The sequence below is a fragment of the Solihabitans fulvus genome (genome assembly GCF_008386585.1).
GTDB classification, from domain to species: Bacteria; Actinomycetota; Actinomycetes; order Mycobacteriales; family Pseudonocardiaceae; genus Solihabitans; species Solihabitans fulvus.
The window spans coordinates 125,230-146,348 of sequence record NZ_VUOB01000038.1 but is presented as its reverse complement, the minus strand read 5'-3'; the positions used below and the strand labels follow the sequence as shown (position 1 = coordinate 146,348).

The following is a 21,119-nucleotide window of genomic DNA, read 5'->3' as shown; positions in this document are numbered from 1 at the left end:
CGAGGTGCCCGAACCATCCGAGCTGGTGAGCGGCCTTGTGGCTGGGCTGCCTGGATGGCTGCCGAACCAGCGCTGGTTCGCCGGCAAGGACCGCCCGGTGCTGGCCGTGCGCCCGCTGCGCAGCACGGTCCTGCACGACGGCGACCCGCTGCTCGTGCACGTGATGGTCGAGGTCGAGCAGCAGGACCGGCGCGAGCCCTACCAACTGCTCGTCGGCGACCGCCACGAGCTGCCCGACCACCTACGGTCGAGCTGGATCGGGCCCGGCTACGAGGCGTCCGCCGACTCGGACGCCACCGCGCCGCTGCTCGACCTGATCGCCGGGAACAGCCGCGTCGACACGCTCGTGTTCGAGACCGAGCCCGGCGTCCAACTGGAGACCGGGCTGCGGGCGCGGCCGATCACCTCCGAGCAGAGCAACACGTCGCTGGTGTTCGGCCACCAGTACATCCTCAAGCTGTTCCGCCGACTGACCCCCGGTCCCAACCCGGACCTGGTGCGGCACCGCGCCCTGCACGCCGTCGGCTGCGAGCACATCGCCGAGCCGCTCGGTTCGATCACCGGCGAGCTGGCCGGGCAACCGACCACGCTCGGCATGCTCCAGCCCTTCGTCGCCGACGCGGTGGACGGCTGGGCCATGGCCACCACCAGCGTCCGGGACCTGATGGCCGAGGCCGACCTGCACGCCGACGAGGTCGGCGGGGACTTCGCCGCCGAGGCGCACCGGCTCGGCCACGCCGTCGGCGCGGTGCACTCGGACCTGGACCGGGCGCTCGGCCACGAGCAGCTCGGGCCGGAACGGCTGGCCGGGGTCGTCGCGGCCATGCAGCGCAGGCTGGACGCCGTGCTGACCTCGGTGCCCGAACTCGGCGCGTACGAGGCGGAGCTGCGGGCCGCGTTCGACAAGGCCGTCGACGCCGAGGAGTCGATCACCGTCCAGCACGTGCACGGCGACCTGCATCTCGGCCAGGTGCTGCGGACCGTCTCCGGCTGGCTGCTGATCGACTTCGAGGGCGAGCCGGCCGCGCCCGCCGAGGACCGCGTCGCACTGCACTCGCCGCTGCGCGATGTCGCCGGAATGCTGCGATCCTTTGACTACGCGGCGCACCAACTGCTCGTCGGCCAGCCGGAGGACCACCAGCTGGCCAGGCGGGCGATGGAGTGGTCGCGCCGCAACCGGGACGCCTTCTGCGACGGCTACGCCGAGGTGGCCACGCGCTCGGTCGGCGACCCGCGCGGGCACGCCACGCTGCTGCGGGCGTTCGAACTGGACAAGGCGGTCTACGAGGTCGCCTACGAACACGCGAACCGCCCGGAATGGCTGACTGTCCCGCTGTCCTCCATCGCGCGGATCACCACCGAAGGAGATCACCAGTGACTCACCAGCCCGCCGATCCGACGGCCGCACCCGCCGAGGACGACGTGCGCCGCCTGCTCGCCGGGTCGCACCACGACCCGCACTCCGTGCTCGGTGTGCACCCGCACCCCGAGGGGGCCGTGGTGCGGGCCCTGCGGCCCGGCGCCAGCTCGGTCGCCGTATTGGCCGGCGACGAGCGGCACGAGCTGGAGCGGCTGACCGACGGGCTGTTCGCCGCGCTGCTGCCGAAGGCGCTCACCGAGTACCTGTTCGAGGTCGACTACGCGGGCCGGGTCGAGCTGGTCGACGACCCGTACCGCTGGCTGCCGACGCTGGGCGAACTCGACCTGCACCTGATCCGCGAGGGCCGGCACGAGCGGCTGTGGGACGTGCTCGGCGCGCACCGCCGCAGCTACGACACGGCGGGTGGCCCGGTCGAGGGCGTGTCCTTCGCGGTGTGGGCGCCGACGGCGCGGGGCGTGCGGGTCTGCGGCGACTTCGACGGCTGGGACGGCCGCGCGAACCCGTTGCGGTCACTGGGTTCCTCGGGAATCTGGGAGGTGTTCCTGCCGGGTGTCCCGGTCGGCTCCCGGTACAAGTTCCGCATCCTCGGCCAGGACGGGTCGTGGCACGAGAAGGCCGACCCGATGGCGTTCGCCACCGAACGCCCGCCAGCGACGGCGTCGGTGGTGGCCGCCTCGGAGTACGCGTGGGGCGACCAGGACTGGGAGGCCGAGCGCGACGCGGCGGATTGGTCGCGCCGGCCGGTCAGTGTCTACGAGGTGCACCTCGGCTCGTGGCGGCGGGGCCTTGGCTACGCGGAACTGGCCACCGAACTCGGCGCCTACGTCACGGAGTCCGGCTTCACGCACGTCGAGCTGCTGCCGGTGGCGGAGCATCCCTTCGGCGGTTCCTGGGGCTACCAGGTGACCTCCTACTACGCGCCGACCTCGCGGTTCGGCAGCCCCGACGAGTTCCGCGCGTTCGTGGACCTCCTGCACCAGCAGGGCATCGGCGTGCTGATGGACTGGGTGCCTGCGCACTTCCCGCGCGACGAGTGGGCGTTGGCCAGGTTCGACGGCACGGCCCTGTACGAGCACGCCGACCCGCGCCGGGGCGAACATCCCGACTGGGGCACGCTGGTGTTCGACTTCGGCCGCAACGAGGTGCGCAACTTCCTGGTGGCCAACGCCCTCTACTGGATCGAGGAGTTCCACCTCGACGGCCTTCGGGTCGACGCGGTGGCCTCGATGCTGTACCTGGACTACTCGCGCAAGGAAGGCGAGTGGCTGCCCAACGTGCACGGCGGCCGGGAGAACCTCGACGCGGTGCGGTTCCTCCAGGAACTCAACGCGACGGTGTACCGGCGGCATCCCGGCGTGCAGCTGATCGCGGAGGAGTCGACGGCGTGGCCGGGAGTCACCAGGCCGACGCACCTCGGCGGGCTCGGCTTCGGCTTCAAGTGGAACATGGGCTGGATGCACGACACGCTGCACTACCTCCAGCACGACCCGGTGCACCGCGCGTTCCACCACGGCGAGGTCACCTTCTCGCTGCTGTACGCGTGGAGCGAGAACTACGTGCTGCCGCTGTCGCACGACGAAGTGGTGCACGGCAAGGGATCCCTGTGGTCGCGGATGCCCGGCGACGACTGGAACAAGGCGGCGGGGCTGCGGTCGCTGCTGGCGTTCATGTGGGCGCATCCCGGCAAGCAGCTGCTGTTCATGGGCGGCGAGTTCGGCCAGGAACGGGAGTGGTCGGAGGGCCGGTCGCTGGACTGGCACCTGCTCGACTCGCCGCTGCACGCCGGGGTGCACGCCCTGGTCGGCGACCTCAACTCGTTGTACCGGGCGCATCCCGCGCTGTACACGGCGGATTTCGTGCCGGAGGGCTTCTCCTGGATCGACGCGAACGACGCGGCCGGCAACGTGCTGAGCTTCCTGCGGATCGGCGAGGACGGCTCGGTCCTGGCGTGCGTGGCCAACTTCGCGGGCGTGCCGCACCGCGACTACCGGGTCGGGCTGCCGATCGAGGGCGCGTGGCGGGAGGTGCTCAACACCGACGCCGAGCGCTACGGGGGCTCGGGCGTCGGCAATCTCGGCGAGGTGCGCGCGGTGGCCGAGCCGTGGCACGGGCGGGCCGCGTCGGCCGTGCTGCAACTGCCGCCGGCCGGCGTGGTGTGGCTGACCCCGGACGCGTCCTGACCGGCCCCGACGACCCGGACCTGTCCTGATAGGCCCGACGATCCCGGCCGCGCGCCAGGTGATTTCTGCCGATTGTCCGGCCGCGCGTGCCGGTGCTTCGGACACGTCAGAAAGGATCTAGTGCGGCACTGCACAATAGGATGATGCGGTTACCCGGCATGGTCGCCCTGCTGCTCGCGCTTGCCGTGCTGTGCGGCGCGTGCACCAGCGTCGTCGCGGGCAGTCCGACGGCGGCCGGCACTGGCCCGATCGCCGGGAACGACGTGGACCCCTCGTTCGTGCGGGGCACCGACGGCAGCGCCGTCGACCGGCTCGCCGCGACCGCGGTGGTGGACGTACAGGAGTTCTGGCGGCAGTCCTTCCCGAGCATGTTCGGGCGTCAGTGGACGGACCTGACCGGCGGCGCCTACTCCGTGGACACCACCGACCAGGACGCGAAGCCCGTGCCGTGCGTGACCAAGGCGGCCGACGTCGCCGGCAACGCGTTCTACTGTCCAGCCTCCGACGCCATCGCCTGGGACCGGTCCGCGCTGCTTCCCGTGTTGCAGAACAAGTTCGGCGACACCGCCGTGGTCATCGTGCTCGCGCACGAACTCGGCCACGCCGTGCAGCACCGCACCGGGCTCACCCACGACTCGCAGCGCGAACAACCGGAGAGCTATCCGACGATCGTCATCGAGGCGATGGCCGACTGCTACGCGGGCGCGTTCCTGCGCTGGACGATCGACGGGCACGCGCCGCACCTGCGGATCGGCCACGAGTCGCTGGACTCCGCGCTCGGCGCGCTGGTCACCTTCCGCGACCCGATCGGCACGGCGCGGTCGGACCAGGCCGCGCACGGCAACGCCTTCGACCGCGTCTCGGCATTCCAGGACGGCTACCAGCAGGGCGGCAAGCTGTGCTCGCAGATGACCGCGCAGAACCGGCAGTTCACCCAGCACGGCTTCACCAGCAGGGACGACCAGGCCTCCGGCGGCAACCTGACGCTGGACACCATGCTTGAGCTGATCACCCCCGACCTCGCTGGCTACTTCGGCGGCCTCGTCACGGCCGCCGGCAAGCCGTGGACGGCTCCCAAGGTCACCAGGGGCGCGCCGAGCTGCGGCGACAAGCAGGGGCCGATCGCGTTCTGCTCAGCAGGAACCGAGATCGACGTGCAGACCGACGGAACGCTGTCGACGCTGCACAACCAGATCGGCGACTACGCCACCGGAACGCTGATGGCCAGCCGGTACGGGCTCGCCGCCATGGCCGCCCTTGGCCGGCCGACCGACCAGGGCACGTCCGGGCACGACGGCCTCTGCCTCGCCGGCGCGTACACCGGCACGGTGCTGAGCAGGAGCCAGGGGTTCGGGCTGTCGCCGGGGGACCTGGACGAGGCCGTGCAGGTGCTGCTCGGCTACGACTACGCGGCACGGGACACGGCGGGCCACAATGCGGTGAACCCCGGTTTCGAACGGGTCGCGGTGTTCCGGCTCGGCGTACTCGGTGGCGCGAAAAGTTGCGGTGTGTGAGTAGCGTCTTGCCCCATGACTTCGGAAGACGCCCGGCCGACGCAGGACGGTGACGAACCCGCCTGGCGGCGCGTCACCGAGCGGGAGAGCCGATGGCCCGCGCTGATCACCGTCGCGGTGACCGTCGTGCTCCAGGTCGCCCTGCCGGACAAGCTGACGCTCGGCCCGAGATGGCTGGTGCCCGGCGCCGCGGCGCTGATGGTGGTCGCGCTGCTGCTGATCAACCCGGACCGGCTGGAGCGGCACCACAAGGCGCACCGGATGGCGGCGCTGACCATGGTCGCGATGGTCAGCATCGGCAACGGTTTCTCGGCCGTGGTGCTGGTGCAGCACATCCTCAACGGGTCGGTCGGCGACCAGGCCGGCCCGCTGCTGTCCACCGGCGCGGTCATCTATCTGACCAACATCGTGGTGTTCGCCATGTGGTACTGGGAGTTCGACCGGGGTGGCCCCGGCGCCCGCGCGCAGGGCGTCAAGGAGTACCCGGACTTCCTGTTCCCGCAGATGTCGACCCCGGAGTTCGCGCCGACCGACTGGGAGCCCGGCTTCGTCGACTACCTCTACCTGTCGTTCACCAACGCCACCGCGTTCAGCCCTACCGACGTGATGCCGTTGCGGTACTGGGCGAAGCTGCTGATGCTGGCGCAGTCCGCGGTGTCGCTGCTACTGGTCGTGCTGGTGGTCGCGCGGGCCGTGAACATCATGCACTGACGCCGGATCCGGTCAGCTGACGGTGATGCGCGGCCGGACGATGTGCAGGGTGCCGGCGGTCAGGTCGGTGTTGATCACGGTGACGTCGGTGAAGAACACCGGAATGATCATCGGCACGTTCTTGATCATCAACGGCGGGTTGTGGTCCTTGTCGATCACCGTGTCGAACAGCCCGAGCAGCTTGCCCTGGAGGCGCTGCGTGTAGAGCGTGATGGTGTCGCCGGGCGCAGGCTCGATGGTCGAGGTGCTGCCGGCGGCCGCCGTGGTGACCACCGTGTGCCCGTCCGGCAGGAAACCCGTCTGCACCAGGTTGTCGATGTCCAGCCGGGACGCGGTGAACTTCTGCACCGTGACCTGCTTGCCGTTCACCTCGACGTCGGTCGTGCCGCGCCAGGTCAGCCAGGTCATCAGCAGCTTGCTGGAGTTGAGCGTCCAGGCGCGGCCCTGCGGCGGCGCGACCGCGTCGCGCGGCGAGGGCTGCGTCGTCGGGGCGCTACCGGTCTCCGGCGTGCTTGGCGCGCTCGGTCCGCTCGTCGCGGAGACCGGGGCCTGGCCGGTGGGCGCCGCGCTCGGCGCCACCGATAACGACGAGGTCGGCGTCGTCCCGCTCGCGGGAACCGACGAACTCGGGGCGGCCTTGCCGCTCGACGCCGAGGAAACCGACGCCGAGGAAACCGGCGTCGGGGCCGCCTGCGCGGCCGGACCCTGGTTCGCGACGGCGATCAGGCCGCAGACCAGGAGGCCGGCGAGCGCGCCAATCGCGGACAGCGCCGGAAATCCCGGCCGGGTCGCGGTGTCGGCCGGCCGGTGTGGTTGGTGCGCCTCGACTTCCCTCGATTCCTGCGCCACCGCCTCCTCTGGCGACCTCGGCTCGACGAGCAGCGCGGTCTCCTGCGGCGCTGCGGTCGGCGCGGTGGGCCTGCGGTCCCTGCGGCGGACCTTCGGCCGGTCGGTCCACGCGGTGGCGAGCGAGCCGCCGACGATCCCCATCAGCGAGCCGACCAGGAAGCCGCCGAGGTTGGTGGTGACCAGGGCGACCAGGGACAGCAGCACCGCGACCACGCCCGCGGCGAAGCGGAACTGCGGGCGCAGCCACAGGCCGAGCGCGCAGACGAACATCAGCACGCCGATCAGCAGCGCGGAGACACCGCCGAGCATCCTGATCGAGATGATCATGTCGCCGAGCCGGAAGGACATGAAGGGCGGCAACAGGATCAGGATTCCCGAGATGATCAGGAAGACGCCTGCCCAGAACGGCCGGCCGCGCCGCCAGTCGCGGAATGCCCGCCAGGCCCGCAGCGCCCAGTTCGGGGATTCGGTCACGATGATTCCTTGCACGGTCTTAGAGCTCCTAACACAATGACTGTTCGGCTCGCGACGCCCAGGCAGACGGTCTGCGGCGTTGTCGTCGGTCACCATGACTCCGTCATGCCTCCCTCCTCCGCCTTGCATCCCGCCCACCTGGCCGCCGCTCCCTGATCGAACGCCATTGTGTTAGGAGCTCTTGGAGCCCCGTCACGAGCCCGGCCGGCCGCACGGACGCGGCCGGCCGGGCGACGCGATGTCAGTTGCCGAAGCACTCGTTCTTGCCGGTGGCAACGCCGAGGTGCATGCCCTTGAACGTGATGGTCTGGGCGGTGGTGGCCCAGGCCGTCTGCTGGAGGTTGGTGATCTTCGCGCTGTCGGCGGTGAGGCCGAAGCTGTTCGGCGCGCCGCCGATGCTGCCGGCGTCGACGCCGATGTGCGGGTTGGTCAGCGTCAGGTCGCCGTTGAGCTCGGTCAGGTCGACGACCATGTTCTCCGCGTGCATGCCGTCGGCGCCCGGCGCCTCGATGCGCATCGTGGCGTCGCCGATGAACGGCAGGTGGGTGAGGTAGACCGACTGGCAGAACTTGCCGAGCGTCGCCGACTTGAAGCCGTTGACCGCGACGGCGTGGCCGACGGTGACGGGCTTGCCGTTGGCGTCGGTGGTCTCCGTGCGGTCGACCGAGCCGTACTGGACGTAGCCGGAGCCGTCGAGGGTGTCGGCGCTGACCTTGAAGCTCTGGCCGGACACGGCGAACGACGCCGCGAACGCGCCCTGCGACAGACCGAACATCAGCACACCGGCGCCGACCGCGCCAGCGCCCAGCACCGCGGCGAAGCGGGTCCAGCGGGTTCTGCCCGCCGTCTCGTTCTCCGTCATTCGTGTTCCTCCCACTCGATGAGCGTCTGTGAGCGCCGAACGTTCACGGGGGCGTAACCCCACCGACTCGCGCGTCGTGGCGAGCGTCACTCGCTGTGTTTCGCGGCACAAGAAAACGAGTCGGTCTCGTCTACAAATCACCCCACGGGGTGAGGTTGATTCATGTTTCACTCCGTCACCGTTCTTCCCGGTCCGGACCTGCGACGCCCACTGGGCCAGTAGGGTGATCCGACGTCGCCGGCCGAGTGGGCGGACGACTGCACTTCGTGCTGGGGACGGAGATACGCGTGATGGTGGGTCGGGCTGCCCTGGACAGGCGTTCTGTCCTGGTTCTGGTCGCGTTGGTCGCGACACTCGGATTGATCGCCGGCTGTGCACAGACAGTCACCGGCAAGGCGCGGGCCGTCGGCGCGGTCGACCCCGGCACCGTGGCGGGCCTGCCGGTGAGCAACGGCCCGAGCGGCCCGAAGAGCGGGGTCGCCGACGCCAAGCTCACCGTGGAGAACGGCGACGGCGGCGACATGGACAAGCTCGCCGTCAACACCATCGCCGACGTGCAGGAGTACTGGGCCGAGCAGCTGCCGGCCAACTTCGGCGGCACGAAGTTCACCCCGGTGAAGCGGTACGTGTCCTACGACTCCGACGCCGCCGGGATCGAGATCTGCAAGACCAGCACCGCGGGCCTGGTCAACGCCATGTACTGCTCGCTGGACGACAGCGTGTCCTGGGACCGGGGCCAGCTGCTGCCGATGCTGACCGAGAAGTTCGGCGCGATCTCCGTGGTGATGGTGCTCGCGCACGAACTGGGTCACGCCGTGCAGACCAGGCTCGGCGAGCTGAGCAACATCACCCAGGCCACCCCGTCGATCATCCGGGAACAGCAGGCCGACTGCTACGCGGGCAACTTCTTCCGGTGGCTCGCCGAGGGCAAGTCCAAGCACTTCCAGATCTCCACCGGCGACGGCCTGAACAAGATCCTCACCACGATGTTCTTCATCAAGGACAACGTCGGCTCGAACTTCACCAAGCAGGGCGCGCACGGCAGCGCCTTCGACCGCGTGTCGGCGTTCCAGTTCGGCTTCACCGAAGGACCCAAGCGCTGCGCCAAGATCGACCTGCCGGAGTACGAGAAGCGCAAGACCGAGGTGCCGCTGGACAACCAGGCGATCAACAGCGGCAACCTGCCGGTGAACGACAAGCAGTCCAGGGATCTGCTGGAGAGCAGCCTCAAGGCCACCTACGAGAAGTCCGGCGCGAACCCGCCAACGCTGAAGGACGGCTCGGCCAGCTGCTCGGACGCGAAGGCGACGCCGCCCGCGTCCTACTGCCCCAGCAACAACACCATCTCGATCGACCCAGACGCCCTGAACAAGATCGGCACACCGCCCGGCAAGAAGGGCCAGAGCGGCGGCCTCGGCGACTTCGCGGCGTTCGCCGAGATCTCCTCCCGGTACGCGCTCGCCGTGCAGAAGGCCGCGGGCCTGTCGCTGGAGGGCACCTCGGCCGGGCTGCGCACCGCGTGCCTCACCGGGTCCTGGGGCGGCGCGGCCAAGAAGGGCGTCGGGAGGGTCGGCACGAGCGCGCTGACGCTGGGGGCGGGCGACCTCGACAAGGCGATCGCCGAGCTGTTGCAGGACAAGAGCCTCATCGCCGCCGACGTCAACGGGAAGCCGGTCGACTCGGGGTTCGCCAGGGTCGAGGCGTTCCGCATCGGCTTCCTCGAAGGCTCGGACGCCTGTAGCGCCAAGTTCAACTAGCCTGCCCCAACCGAGTTGGGGTGTACCCAGGTACACCCCAACTCGGCAACCAGCTGCAATGTCAGCGGCCCCTCCGCACGGCAACGTGTGTGGTGATCAACACCGCACACCACAGCCGAGGAGGCGACCCGATATGGACAGCACCACCGACAAGACCGCGCCGAACCACGAGACCGTGACACAGCACGAGACCGTGACCGGGCCCGAGACCACAGCGCGAGCATCGGCCCTGCCCCTCCCCCTGACCGCACTCATGCCAGCCCTGGGCGTGTTCCTCCTGGTCACCTTCCTGGCCGCCGGAGCACTGGGCGTCCTCCAGGGCTCGACCGCGATACCCACCGAGGTCATCCAGCTCACCCAGTTCGGCCCGGCCATCGGCGTGCTGGCGGTCGCGGTCGGCTGGCGGTCCAGGGTGCGGGAGTCGTTGGCCGGCGCCTTCCGCGCCGCGGGCCGCGTCGGGGCTCGCGGCCCGCTGCTGCTCGCCACCGCGCCGCTCATCATCGCGGCTGCCGCCATCGCGTACGGCCTCCTGACCGGCGACGCCCGGTTAACCCCGCCGAGCGCGCTGGACAACCCGTTCGCCGTGATCGTGGTGGCGCAGCTGATCGGCGCGTGCGGCGAGGAGATCGGCTGGCGTTGCTTCCTACAGCCGTTGCTGCGCAGGCGTTTCTCCGCACTCACGTCCTCGATCGTAGTCGGCGTGCTGTGGGGTGTGTGGCACGTCCAGGTGCTCGCGCAGGCCCCGGTGTACGCGGTCGCCTTCCTGCTGGCGACCACGTCCATGTCCGTGGTGCTTGGCCTGGCTCTCGACCGGGTACGGGCGCACCGGCTGCTCCTGGCCGGCGGGTTCCACACGCTGATCAACCTCGGCCTGCTGCTGTGCATGGACGAGGAGACCGGCGCGGTGCTGCCCATGGTGCTGCTCGGCGCGTCCTGCCTGGTGGCTGCCGCGCTGTGGATCTGGCGAGCCCCCACCACCCGCACCACCACCTAAGCGACCCTCCACCCCCGCCGCCAACCCTGACCGCCTCTCAACCACCACGGAAGGACACCACGGCACACCAACCACAAATCCGAAGTCCACGGCCCAAGTCCCAAGTCCACAGCCCCAAGTCCCAGGCCCCAAGCCCACCGTCGCCGGGCGTTGCCGTGATCGCCGCGCACCTACAATCACCACCACGGCCGCGCCTTTGCCTGCGGGTCCGCCACCGACCGGCCGCCTCCTCGAACCGCATCGGGCACGACAGCTGGCCGCTGTCGTCGGCGTATCCCTGTCGTCCGCGTGTCCAACACACCACTCCTGATGAGACGGGAAGCAGTCATGACGCCGCTCGTGTCCCGTGGCTGGGTCGCGTCGTGGCGGTGTGTGCGGCTGGGCTGTCTCATGATCGCCGAGGCAGCCGTCGGCACGGTCGTGGGGTTGGCCTTGTTGCTGCTGCCGACCGGGATCGGTTTCTCGCTGCTGCCGCCCGCCGCGACCGCCCTGCGCTCGCTGTCGGACCGGTCGCGGGCGTTGGCCACCAGCTGGTCCGGGACGGAGATCAACCCGCCCGACCCGCTGGCCGTCGACCCCGTCACGCGGCGGCGCACGCAGGTCGGGGCGATCCTCACGGACGAGGGGTTCTGGCGCGACCTGCTGTGGTCGGCGCTCGACCCGATCGTCGGCGGTGTCCTGGTGTGCCTGCCGCCCACGCTGATCGTCCACGGCGCGTTCGGGGTGCTGGTGCAGCCGTTCCTCTGGCGGCAGATCATCGAGGCCAACGGTGGCGACTGGTGGTACACGTTCATGCCCGTCACCGACACGGCAACGATGCTCGCCGCGCTGGCCCTCGGTGCCGGGTTCCTGGTCACCGGAGTGCTCCTCGCCCCCGCGCTGCTGCGCCTGCACTCGAGGTGGAGCCGGGTGTTGCTGGCCGCGCCGCGCTCCACCGAACTCGCCAGGCGGGTCGCGTGGCTCACCGACACCCGCAGCGACGCGCTCGGCACGCAGGCCGCCGAGCTGCGGCGCATCGAGCGGGACCTGCACGACGGCGCGCAGGCCAGGCTCGTCGCCATGGGCATGACGCTGGACAGCGCCACGAGGCTGTTCGCGGTCGACCCTGACGCGGCGTACCGCCTGCTGGTCGAGGCGCGCGAGACGTCCAACCGGGCGCTCGACGACCTGCGCAACCTCGTCAGGGGCATTCATCCGCCGGTGCTCGCCGACCGGGGCCTCGGCGACGCCGTGCGGTCGCTGGCCCTGGACTGCGTTCTGGACGTGCACATCGAGTCCCGACTGGCCGGCCGTTTCGCGCCGCCCGTGGAGTCCGCCGCGTACTTCGCCGTCAACGAGGTGCTCACGAACGCCGCCAAGCACTCCGGCGCGCGCGAGGTCCGGATCGTGTTGGAGCACGACGGCGGCGTCCTGCGGATCACCGTCACCGACGACGGGCACGGCGGTGCGGACTCGTCTCTCGGCACCGGCCTGCGCGGGGTCAGGCGGCGGTTGGCTACGTTTGACGGCGCCCTTCGCGTGCACAGTCCGATGGGCGGCCCAACCATCGTGACCATGGAGCTGATGTGCGCGTTGTCCTCGCCGAAGACCTCTTCCTTCTGAGGGACGGGCTGCTGCGCACCCTCCGGGAGCACGGTTTCGACGTCGTCGCGTCGGTGGACAACGGTCCTTCGCTGCTGCGGGCGTTGCTCGACGAGCGGCCGGACGTCGCGGTGGTCGACGTGCGGCTGCCGCCGACGTTCAGCGACGAGGGCCTACAGGCGGCCGTGGCCGCCAGGCGCAGCCGACCGGGGCTGCCGATCCTCGTGCTGTCCCAACACGTCGACCAGCTCTACGCGAACGAGCTGCTCGCCGACGGGGACGGCGGGATCGGCTACCTGCTCAAGGACCGGGTCACCAACACCGAACAGTTCGTCGACGCCGTTCGCCGGGTCGCGGCGGGCGGCACCGTGCTCGATCCCCAGGTGATCGCCAAGCTGGTGTCCCGCAGCGACGCCAGGGGCATGATCGGCGAGCTGACCCAGCGGGAACGCGACGTGCTCGAACTGATGGCCGAGGGCAGGTCCAACGCGGCCGTCGCCACCACGCTGCACATCAGCGAGAGCGCCGTCGCCAAGCACACCGCGAGCATCTTCGCGAAACTCCGGATCGCACCGTCCAATGACGACAACCGCCGCGTGCTGGCCGTGCTGGCCTACCTGAGGCGGTAGGCCAGCACGAGGCGGGATGAGGTCACAGGTCTACGTCACAGGTCTGAGGTCACAGGTCCATCGCGAACCGCCGGCACACGTGAACCCGAGCGAACTGCTCGCGCAACGTCGCCTCGTCCCGCAGGCTCGCGTGCGCGAAGACCTCGATCGGCCGCAGCCCCGGTCGTCGGGTCCCGATGGCCCTGTCCGGTTCCCCGGCCTCGGTGCGGTGGCTCGCATAGACGTGCAGAAAGTGGTCGCTCTCGGCGAAACCCATGGCCAGGTACCACCGCAGCGTGTCCGGATCATCCCTGGTCCACGCGTCCAGCGTCGCCGTGCCGAGCGCGCTCAGCCGCGCGCGGGCCTCGTCGAGCAGGTCGCGGCCGATGCTCTGGCGCTGGTGGTCGGGATGCACGGCGACGGTGTCGATGGTCGCCAGCGCGTCATCGATGCCGACGTCCATGATCCCGACGACGGTGCCGTCCGCCAGCGCCGCGACCAGTTCGAGCCCCGGTGGGGCGACGGCAGGCTTGGCGCACAGGACGTCGTCGAAATAGGCGGTGCCGAGGAAGGACAGCACCCGGCAGCGCAGCCAGGACTGTTCATCGGCGGAGGTGTACTCACGTATGGCGTGGTTCAACGGGGTGATCCTCAACTCGCGTGGTGACGTGCGGGCGGTCGCGGTCGAACCGTCGAGAGATCACGACGCGATTCTCGCCACCGCGCCGACGCTCGGGCAATCGGTTTACGCGATCACCCGATCGCCGCCATCACCGCGGTCGCCACCTACGCCTCCTGGGCCTCGGCGCGCTGCGCGTAGGCCGAGCGGGCGTTGACGATCTCGGGCACGTGCTGCTCGGCCCAGACCCGCATGCCCTCCAGCAGCGTGATCGCGCTGCGCCCCAACGAGGTCAGCTCGTACTCCACCCTTGGCGGGATGGTGGGGAAGGCGGTCCTGGTGACCAGGCCGTCGCGCTCCAGGTTGCGCAGGGTCTGGGTGAGGCTCTTCTGCGTGATGCCGTCGAGCTTGCGGCGGAGCACGCCGAACCGAAGCGGGCCGCCGCCCAGCATGGGCACCACCAGCACCGCCCACTTGTTGGCCAGCACGTCCAGGACCGTCCGCGACGGGCACTTGGCCAGATACGCGTCGACTCCGCCGAAGTCCCTCAGGTCGAGTGCGGTATCCATAAGATCCTTGTATATCGGATCGATGCCTACTCTTCAAGGGGCGTCAGCTGTTGCCGCCCGGCGAGATCAGGCCCGTCTCGTAGGCGAGCACCACGGCCTGCACGCGGTCGCGCAGGCCGAGTTTGGACAGGATGCGGGCCACGTGGGTCTTCACGGTCGTCGCGCTCAGCGTCAGGCGCTCGGCCAGTTCCGCGTTGCTCAGGCCGGTGGCCAGCAGCCGCAGCACCTCCAGCTCGCGCGGGGTCAGGCCGGACAGGTCCCGGTGCAGGCTGGGCTTTGCCTCGTCGCGCTGCGCGAACCGCTCGATCAGCCTGCGGGTGATCGCCGGCGCGAGCAGCGCGTCGCCGGAGCGCACCAGCCGCACCGCGGCGACCAGCTGTTCCGGCGAGACGTCCTTGAGCAGGAAGCCGCTGGCCCCCGCGGTGAGCGCCGCGTAGACGTAGTGGTCGAGGTCGTAGGTGGTCAGGATGATGACGCGGGTCTCGTCGAGCCCACCGGACAGGATTCGCCGCGCCGCCTCGATCCCGTCCATCTGCGGCATCCTGATGTCCATCAGCACCAGGTCGGGCCTGGTCCGCCGGACGGCGGCCACCGCGTCGACGCCGTCGGCGGCCTCGGCGACCACGTCGATCCCGTCGGCGGCGAGGATCATCCGGAACCCGGAGCGCACCAACGCCTGGTCGTCGGCGATGACCGCGCGCAGCGGCTGGCTCACGCGGTCCGCCACTGCATCCTGGCCCGCAGCCGGTAGCCGCCGCCGAGCCTCGGACCGGCGTCCAGGGTGCCGCCGTAGACCGCGAGCCGCTCGCGGAGTCCGACCAGGCCCCTGCCGTTGCCGGTGCGCGACTGCACGCCCGGTGTCCCGCCCGTGTCGGCGATCTCGATCTCCAGCCAGTCGCCGTCGTGTCCGATCGCGACGGTCGCCTTCGCACCGACCGCGTGCTTGATCGTGTTGGTCAGCGCTTCCTGTACGACCCGGTAGGCCGCGAGGTCCACCCCGGGCGGCAGCGGGTCGGACGGCGAGGACACCGCGACCGTCACCGGGATCCCCGCGGCGCGCACCCGTTCGACCAGCGTGTCGAGCTGGTCGAGTCCCGGCTGCGGCTCCAGCCCGTCGCCGGAGCCGTCCTGCCGCGCGCCGTCGGAGGCGGCGAGCAGCCCCATCACGTGCCGCAGTTCCGCCATGGCGGCCCGGCCGCTGGCCTCGACGGCCAGCAGCGCCTCCTTGGACTGTTCCGGCGCCGCGTCCATCACCTTGCGCGCCGCACCGGCCTGGATGACCATCACGCTCACATTGTGGGTCACCACGTCGTGCAGCTCCCCCGCGATCCTCGAACGCTCCTCCTCAACAGCCCGCCTGGTCGCCTCCTCCTGGTTCCGTTGCAGCTCGACGAGCCGGTCCTGGCCGGCCCGCAGCCGCAGCTGCCAGGTGCGCAGCAGGTTCGCCAGCACACCGGCGACCAGCAGCACCACGAACGGCCCGATCCAGCTCGGCAGGATGAAGTTCGCGTGCCGGAAGAAGAATCCGGCCACCAGCGCCACCATCACCAGGCTGCTCAGCGCCTGCATCCGGTACGGGCTGAGCGCGACGGCGCTGTAGGTGGCGACGACGCAGATCAGCACGGTGATCCAGGTCCCGCCGTCGCGCAGGGCCATGGCCGCGCAGATCACCACCCAGAAGACGGCGAGCGGATACCGGTGGCGGAAGGCCAGCGGCAGCGCGGTCAGCTGCGCCATGGGCCACGACGCGTAGACGGGCATGACCGGGTACTCCGGGGTGCCGATGAGCTCACGAGGCGGGGCGGGCACGGACGGCGCCCGGAAGACGACGTGCTCGGCGATGGGATGGGTGATGGCCACCCAGGCCGCGAGCACAGCCAGCACGATCGCCAACACCGCGTCGACGATGACCACCCGCCGCGACGGCGGAGCCATCGTCGTCTCCGGGCGCAGCGCGTCGCGCACCTGCCGCCACCAGCCCCGCCGGTCGTCCTGTTCCACCGGCACATTGTCACGCCGGCGCGGCCCCACCGACATCGTCCTCGGTGATCAGGTCCTTGTCCGCCGGGAGTACATCGCAGGGATGACGCCTCGGCCGGATCCTCCTGGCGAGGTATTCGATCTCCGCGCGGCGGCGGACGCGGTCGACCGTGCGCCGAACCTACGTTCGCTCCTGCCAGCACACGGCCGTCAACGGAACACTCTGCGGCACGGCCGTTCCGACCGGAAGGACGAACACCCGTGAACCACACGACCGAACGGCACGACGCGTCGACCTACCCGCGCGAAGGCGACCTGTCCCGGCTCGGCACCCGGCCCGGTCCCGGCTTACGCGTCTCGTCGGTGGCGGGCGCGCTGCGCTGGGCGGCGGGGCGGTGGCCGTTCGTCGAGGACGAGGTGGCCGGCCTGCGTCAGTTGGTGCGTCCCGGCGCGATCTGCCTGGACATCGGCGCCGAGTACGGCCTCTACACGTGGAGTCTGTCGGCGCTGGCCGGGCCGAGCGGCCAGGTGCACAGCGTCGAGCCGCTGCCCGGCCCCGCCCGCTTCCTGGCCGCGACGGCCGAGTTGCTTGGCTGCGCCAACGTGACCGTGCACGAGATGGCGCTCGGCGAGCGGATCCAGGTCGGCACGATGAGCCTGCCCCGGCGTCGCCTGCTGCCCGTGCACGGGCGCGCCTATCTCACCGAGGGCGCTTCCGGTCCCGGCCCCAACACCGAGTTCGCCGTGTCGCGGCCGGTGCCCACGCTGGTGCAGACCGTGGACACCCTCCGCCGGCACCTGCGGCTGCGGAGGGTGGACTTCGTCAAGGCTGACGTGGAGGGGGCCGAGGCCGCCGTGCTCGCCGGAGCCAAGGAGACCCTGCTGCGGGATCGGCCGATGCTCCTGCTGGAGATCGAGGACCGGCACCTGACCAAGTACGGCATGACCGCCGGCGAGCTCGTCGCCGGCCTGGCCGCCATGGACTACGGCATGCACCGCTGGCGCGACGGCGGCTGGGTGCCCGTCGAGCGGGTGACGGAGGACTGCCGCAACTACCTGTTCCGCGCCCAGTGACCGACAACCCAGCGGCTGACGGCCGAGCGACCGACGGCCCAGCGATCAACGGCCGAGCGACCGACGGCCAGCGGCAGCGCGACCGACGGCCGGGCCGCCGCCGGTCGCGCTGCCGGTGCCGCTAGTAGAGCGCGCCCGCCAGGTTCCTGCGGGCCGCGATCACCCTGGGATCGTCGGCGGGGAACAGCTCGAACAGGCTCACCAGGTGCTCCCGCACGCGGTCGCGGTCCTCGCCCGAGGTGCGCCGGACGGTGTTCACCAGGCGGGCGAACGCCTCCTCGACGCGCTGCACGGCCAGTTCGGCGTCGGCGGCGGTGAGCTGGGCGGCCACGTCGTCGGGGGCCGCGTCGGCGCGGGCGATGGACGACGGGTCGGCGGCCTCGGCGCGGGCGGTGAAGCGGACCTGCGCCAGCGCGGCCTTGGCCTCCTCGTTGGCGGGCTCGGCGTCGAGGATCCGCCCGTAGGCCGCCTCGGCCTCGGCGTAGTCGCCGCGCTCGAAGGCGTCCTCCGCCTCGGTGAAGCGCGGGTCCTCCGGCTCCTCGTACTCCTCGTCCTGCGCCTGGCCGGCACCCTCTTCGGCGGCCCTGATGCCGGGCAGCTTGTCCCGCAGGGCGTCGAGCAGCCTGGCCAGCCACTGCTTGATCTCCGGCTCGGGCAGCGCGCCGGCGAAGGCGTCGATGGGCTGCCCGCCCGCGATGGCCACCACGGTCGGGATCGACTGCACGCCGAACAGCTGCGCGATGCGCGGGTTGGCGTCCACGTCGACCTTCACCAGCACCCAGGCCCCGTTGGCGGCGCGCGCGTTGCGCTCCAGCACCGGGGACAGCTGCTTGCACGGCGCGCACCACTCGGCCCACAGGTCGACCACGACGGGCACCTGGAGGGACCGCTCGATCACCTCGGCCTGGAAGGTCTCCTCGGTGACGTCGAGCACCCAGGGGCTCACACCCTCGGCCGCGTCGCCGTTCGGCGCGCCGCCCTGCGACGGCGGTGCGGCGGGCGCCCGCCTCGCTCCGTCCGCCCGCGCCTTCAGCGCGGAGAGGTCGACCGCGCCGGACAGCGCGGCGGACAGTGCTGCCGACTTACGTGGATCTGGCCTTGTCACGTTTTCCATCCTGGCACGACGCGGTGACTACGTGCTTGGGTCCCCCGCACCTCGCGATGCGATCCGACTCACCCTCGGCTCGCCCACCGGCTCACCGCTCGGCGAACACCGTGGCGACGTCCGGCAGCATCGGGTTGTCCAGCACGGCCCGGTTGTCGCCGACGAGGTCGCGCAGCAGCGGGTCGAGCAGCTCCCCGAGGCGGGTCGCGCGGTCGGCGCCCAGCGCCGTCCACGGTGCGACGGCCGCCTCGTCGGTGCGCAGCTCCACCCAGGCCCGCAGCTCGCGGCCGGCGTCAGTCAGGCCGCCAGCCTCGGTCAACAGCCCTCGGTCGACCAGGCGGTCGGTCGCGGCGGCCCACTCCTCGGTCGACCAGCCGCGCGCCTGCCGCATGTAGTCCGCGTCGACGCCGTGGTCGGACGCGAAGACGACCAGCGTCTCGCAGCCGTCCAGCAGGGCGGCGCTGAGCGCAGCGAAGTGCCCGTCGCCCCTGGCCTCCCGCACCACCGTCGTGGCCTGCCACAGCGCCAGGTGCGGCTGGTCGGACCAGGGCAGCGCCGCGTTGGCCGCGCCGAGCGGGCGACCGGCCAACGGGACGAGCCCGGCGGCGGCCACGGCCAGCTCGGCCGCCTCGGCCACCGCGTCGCCCGCGACGACGTCGTCGCCGAGAATCCGGCGCAGCGCGCGGTCGACGCCGTCCAGCCGCGCAGCCAGGTACCGCTCCGGCGCGGCGATCCGCCAGGTGTCCGGCACGGCCCTGGCCACGCGGGCCGGGTGGAAGTTGTAGAACACGGCGGTGACCAGCTCCGGCGAGGCCGCGCCGAGCGGCGCGGCCCTGGTGCCGAAGTAGCCCATCCAGCCGCCCTTGCAGCCGAGCTCGTCGGTGACCGCCCTGCCTTCGCGACCGAAGTAGGTGACACCGTGGTACAGCTCGAGCTGCGCCCAGATTCGCCGTGCCGAGGCCAAGTCGTCCATAGTCCGAAGCTGCCCTTCGCGGAACCGTGTCAGGAAGGGACCCTTCCTGACGTTGAGTGCCCGGAAGGGTCCCTTCACGACATGACGTTTGGCTAGAATCTAGCGGGCTCGGTGTAGACGCCCCACTCCTCGCGCAGCACGTTGCAGATCTCGCCGAGGGTGGCCTCGGCACGGGCGGCGGCGAGCATCGGCTCGATCAGGTTCCCGTCGCCCCTGGCGACCCGGACCATCTCGGCGAGCGCGCGGTCGACCTCGGCCTGGTCCCGCTCGGCGCGGCGCTTGCCGAGCACCCGGTTCTGCTCGCGCTCGACCTCGTGGCTGACGCGCAGGATCTCCAGGTCCTCGGAGATGGACTCGGTGTGCACGTTCACGCCGACCATCTTCTTGTCGCCCTTCTCCAGCGCCTGCTGGTAGGCGAACGCGGAGTCGGCGGTCTCGCCGGTGAACCAGCCGTCCTCGATGCCGCGCAGGATGCCGGAGGTCATCTCGCCGATGGGGTGGTTGCCGGACGGAACGGCGGCCTTGGCCATGTCCTTGATGCGGTCGAAGATCCGCTCGGCCTCGGCCTCGATCTTGTCGGTCAGCGCCTCGACGTACCAGGAGCCGCCGAGCGGGTCGGCGACGTTGCTGACGCCGGTCTCCTCCATGATCACCTGCTGGGTGCGCAGCGCGATCTGCGCGGCCTTCTCGCTCGGCAGCGCCAGCACCTCGTCGAGGGCGTTGGTGTGCAAGGAGTTCGTGCCGCCGAGCACGGCGGCGAGCGCCTCGACCGCGGTGCGCGTGATGTTGTTGTCTGGCTGCTGCGCGGTGAGCGACACCCCTGCGGTCTGGGTGTGGAACCGCAGCGACTGCGCCTTGTCGGTCTTGGCGCCGTAGACGTCGCGCAGCCAGCGGGCCCAGATCCGCCGCGCGGCACGGAACTTCGCGATCTCCTCGAAGAAGTCGACGTGCGCGTCGAAGAAGAAGCTGAGTCCTGGCGCGAACTTCTCGATGTCCAGGCCGCGGGACAGGCCGAGTTCGACGTAGCCGAAGCCGTCGGCGAGGGTGAAGGCCAGCTCCTGCGCGGCCGTCGCCCCGGCCTCGCGGATGTGGTAGCCGGAGACCGAGAGCGGCTTGTAGGCGGGGATGTTGTGCGCGCAGTGCTCCATCAGGTCGCCGATGAGGCGCAGGTGCGGCTCGGGTTCGAACAGCCACTCCTTCTGCGCGATGTACTCCTTGAAGATGTCGGTCTGGAGCGTGCCGTTGAGCTTGCTCGGGTCGGCGCCCTGCCGCTCGGCGGCGACCAGGTACATGACGAAGATCGGCACGGCGGGGCCGGAGATGGTCATCGAGGTGGTGACCTGCTCCAGCGGGATGTCGCGGAACAGCACGTCCATGTCGGCGGCCGAGTCGATGGCGACGCCGCAGTGCCCGACCTCACCGAGGGCGCGCGAGTCGTCGGAGTCGCGGCCCATCAGCGTGGGCATGTCGAACGCGACGGAGAGGCCGCCGCCGCCGCGCGCCAGGATCATCTTGTAGCGCTCGTTGGTCTGCTCGGCGTTGCCGAAGCCGGCGAACTGGCGGATCGTCCAGTTCTTGCCCCGGTAGCCGGTGGCGTGCAGGCCCCGGGTGAACGGGAACTCACCCGGCCAGCCGATGCGCTCGAAGCCCTCGACGTTCTCGCCGGGGCGGGGGCCGTAGACGGGCTCCACCTCGACCCCGGACAGGGTGGTGAAGTCGGCGTCGCGGACCCGGCCCTTGGCCTCGGCGTCCGCGTACCGCTGCTGCCAGCGCTCGCGGCCGGCATCAATGTCGGCGTAGTTGTCGTCATACCCCTGTGCGGGCACCGCGACCTCCGGGTCTCGTCGGTACTCAGATAGTAGGACGTCCAACTATCCGTCGCCACCGT

Annotated in this window: 18 protein-coding genes; 9 read left to right on the top strand and 9 right to left on the bottom strand. The window is 70.9% G+C overall.

Annotation, left to right across the window (positions count from 1 at the left end):
• Positions 1-4 precede the first annotated feature (4 nt).
• From F0L68_RS21505 to F0L68_RS21490, 4 genes are all read left to right on the top strand, one after another.
• Positions 5-1,378 carry a maltokinase N-terminal cap-like domain-containing protein gene (locus F0L68_RS21505; protein WP_149851419.1) on the top strand — a complete coding sequence of 458 codons (1,374 nt, stop codon included), beginning with the start codon at positions 5-7 and terminating at the stop codon, positions 1,376-1,378.
• Entirely contained in the window at positions 1,375-3,561 is a 2,187-nt protein-coding gene (gene glgB, locus F0L68_RS21500; protein ID WP_223199007.1) for a 1,4-alpha-glucan branching protein GlgB, read from the top strand. The genes F0L68_RS21505 and glgB overlap by 4 nt, the downstream gene beginning before the upstream one ends.
• A 143-nt stretch (positions 3,562-3,704) precedes the next feature.
• Positions 3,705-5,075, top strand: a complete 1,371-nt coding sequence (locus F0L68_RS21495) for a neutral zinc metallopeptidase (protein WP_223199006.1) — start codon at positions 3,705-3,707, stop codon at positions 5,073-5,075.
• A 15-nt stretch (positions 5,076-5,090) separates the two neighbouring features.
• Entirely contained in the window at positions 5,091-5,786 is a 696-nt protein-coding gene (locus F0L68_RS21490; protein ID WP_149851416.1) for a DUF1345 domain-containing protein, read from the top strand.
• Positions 5,787-5,798: 12 nt separating this feature from the next.
• Here F0L68_RS21490 and F0L68_RS21485 read toward each other — a convergent pair whose 3' ends face one another.
• Both F0L68_RS21485 and F0L68_RS21480 read right to left on the bottom strand, forming a co-directional pair.
• Positions 5,799-7,109: a DUF6114 domain-containing protein gene (locus tag F0L68_RS21485; RefSeq protein WP_149851415.1), complete on the bottom strand. Its 1,311-nt coding sequence runs from the start codon at positions 7,107-7,109 to the stop codon at positions 5,799-5,801.
• A gap of 241 nt (positions 7,110-7,350) precedes the next feature.
• Positions 7,351-7,971, bottom strand: coding sequence for a DUF6230 family protein (locus tag F0L68_RS21480; protein ID WP_149851414.1), 621 nt, complete (start codon positions 7,969-7,971; stop codon positions 7,351-7,353).
• A gap of 359 nt (positions 7,972-8,330) precedes the next feature.
• Between F0L68_RS21480 and F0L68_RS21475 the strand changes: the two genes are divergently transcribed.
• The 4 genes from F0L68_RS21475 (at position 8,331) to F0L68_RS21460 (ending at position 12,932) form a co-directional block, all read left to right on the top strand.
• Positions 8,331-9,728 carry a neutral zinc metallopeptidase gene (locus tag F0L68_RS21475; protein WP_223199005.1) on the top strand — a complete coding sequence of 466 codons (1,398 nt, stop codon included), beginning with the start codon at positions 8,331-8,333 and terminating at the stop codon, positions 9,726-9,728.
• Positions 9,729-9,861: 133 nt separating this feature from the next.
• Entirely contained in the window at positions 9,862-10,722 is an 861-nt protein-coding gene (locus F0L68_RS21470) for a CPBP family intramembrane glutamic endopeptidase (RefSeq protein ID WP_223199004.1), read from the top strand.
• Between the two features lie 327 nt (positions 10,723-11,049).
• Positions 11,050-12,324: a sensor histidine kinase gene (locus F0L68_RS21465; RefSeq protein WP_149851413.1), complete on the top strand. Its 1,275-nt coding sequence runs from the start codon at positions 11,050-11,052 to the stop codon at positions 12,322-12,324.
• Positions 12,288-12,932 (top strand): response regulator transcription factor, encoded by a 645-nt coding sequence (locus F0L68_RS21460; RefSeq protein WP_149851412.1) that lies wholly within the window; start codon positions 12,288-12,290, stop codon positions 12,930-12,932. Before F0L68_RS21465 ends, F0L68_RS21460 begins: the two co-directional genes overlap by 37 nt.
• Positions 12,933-12,981: 49 nt before the next feature.
• Here F0L68_RS21460 and F0L68_RS21455 read toward each other — a convergent pair whose 3' ends face one another.
• The 4 genes from F0L68_RS21455 to F0L68_RS21440 all read right to left on the bottom strand — a co-directional run bounded on the left by F0L68_RS21455 (position 12,982) and on the right by F0L68_RS21440 (position 16,100).
• Positions 12,982-13,551 (bottom strand): GNAT family N-acetyltransferase, encoded by a 570-nt coding sequence (locus tag F0L68_RS21455; RefSeq protein WP_149851411.1) that lies wholly within the window; start codon positions 13,549-13,551, stop codon positions 12,982-12,984.
• A 146-nt stretch (positions 13,552-13,697) separates the two neighbouring features.
• Positions 13,698-14,099, bottom strand: coding sequence for a winged helix-turn-helix transcriptional regulator (locus tag F0L68_RS21450; protein ID WP_149851410.1), 402 nt, complete (start codon positions 14,097-14,099; stop codon positions 13,698-13,700).
• A 43-nt stretch (positions 14,100-14,142) separates the two neighbouring features.
• Positions 14,143-14,826, bottom strand: a complete 684-nt coding sequence (locus F0L68_RS21445) for a response regulator (RefSeq protein WP_276313872.1) — start codon at positions 14,824-14,826, stop codon at positions 14,143-14,145.
• Complete coding sequence (locus tag F0L68_RS21440) at positions 14,811-16,100, bottom strand: sensor histidine kinase (RefSeq protein ID WP_223199003.1); 1,290 nt, start codon at positions 16,098-16,100, stop codon at positions 14,811-14,813. Before F0L68_RS21440 ends, F0L68_RS21445 begins: the two co-directional genes overlap by 16 nt.
• A 240-nt stretch (positions 16,101-16,340) precedes the next feature.
• Here F0L68_RS21440 and F0L68_RS21435 point away from each other — a divergent pair, with 240 nt between their 5' ends.
• Positions 16,341-17,153: an FkbM family methyltransferase gene (locus F0L68_RS21435; protein ID WP_223199002.1), complete on the top strand. Its 813-nt coding sequence runs from the start codon at positions 16,341-16,343 to the stop codon at positions 17,151-17,153.
• Between the two features lie 121 nt (positions 17,154-17,274).
• On the opposite strand, the gene F0L68_RS21430 is transcribed toward F0L68_RS21435, so the two are convergent.
• From F0L68_RS21430 to icmA, 3 genes are all read right to left on the bottom strand, one after another.
• Positions 17,275-18,258, bottom strand: a complete 984-nt coding sequence (locus F0L68_RS21430) for a tetratricopeptide repeat protein (RefSeq protein ID WP_438672304.1) — start codon at positions 18,256-18,258, stop codon at positions 17,275-17,277.
• A 91-nt stretch (positions 18,259-18,349) separates the two neighbouring features.
• Positions 18,350-19,231, bottom strand: a complete 882-nt coding sequence (locus F0L68_RS21425) for an SCO6745 family protein (RefSeq protein WP_149851407.1) — start codon at positions 19,229-19,231, stop codon at positions 18,350-18,352.
• Between the two features lie 92 nt (positions 19,232-19,323).
• Entirely contained in the window at positions 19,324-21,057 is a 1,734-nt protein-coding gene (gene icmA / locus F0L68_RS21420) for a coenzyme B12-dependent isobutyryl-CoA mutase large subunit (protein WP_223199001.1), read from the bottom strand.
• Positions 21,058-21,119 lie beyond the last annotated feature (62 nt).

Coding starts and splice junctions, on each gene's coding strand:
- F0L68_RS21450 (WP_149851410.1), bottom strand. CDS start 14,099: ATGGATACCGCACTCGACCTGAGGGACTTCGGCGGAGTCGACGCGTAT.
- F0L68_RS21490 (WP_149851416.1), top strand. CDS start 5,091: ATGACTTCGGAAGACGCCCGGCCGACGCAGGACGGTGACGAACCCGCC.
- F0L68_RS21470 (WP_223199004.1), top strand. CDS start 9,862: ATGGACAGCACCACCGACAAGACCGCGCCGAACCACGAGACCGTGACA.
- F0L68_RS21480 (WP_149851414.1), bottom strand. CDS start 7,971: ATGACGGAGAACGAGACGGCGGGCAGAACCCGCTGGACCCGCTTCGCC.
- F0L68_RS21495 (WP_223199006.1), top strand. CDS start 3,705: ATGCGGTTACCCGGCATGGTCGCCCTGCTGCTCGCGCTTGCCGTGCTG.
- F0L68_RS21465 (WP_149851413.1), top strand. CDS start 11,050: ATGACGCCGCTCGTGTCCCGTGGCTGGGTCGCGTCGTGGCGGTGTGTG.
- F0L68_RS21425 (WP_149851407.1), bottom strand. CDS start 19,231: ATGGACGACTTGGCCTCGGCACGGCGAATCTGGGCGCAGCTCGAGCTG.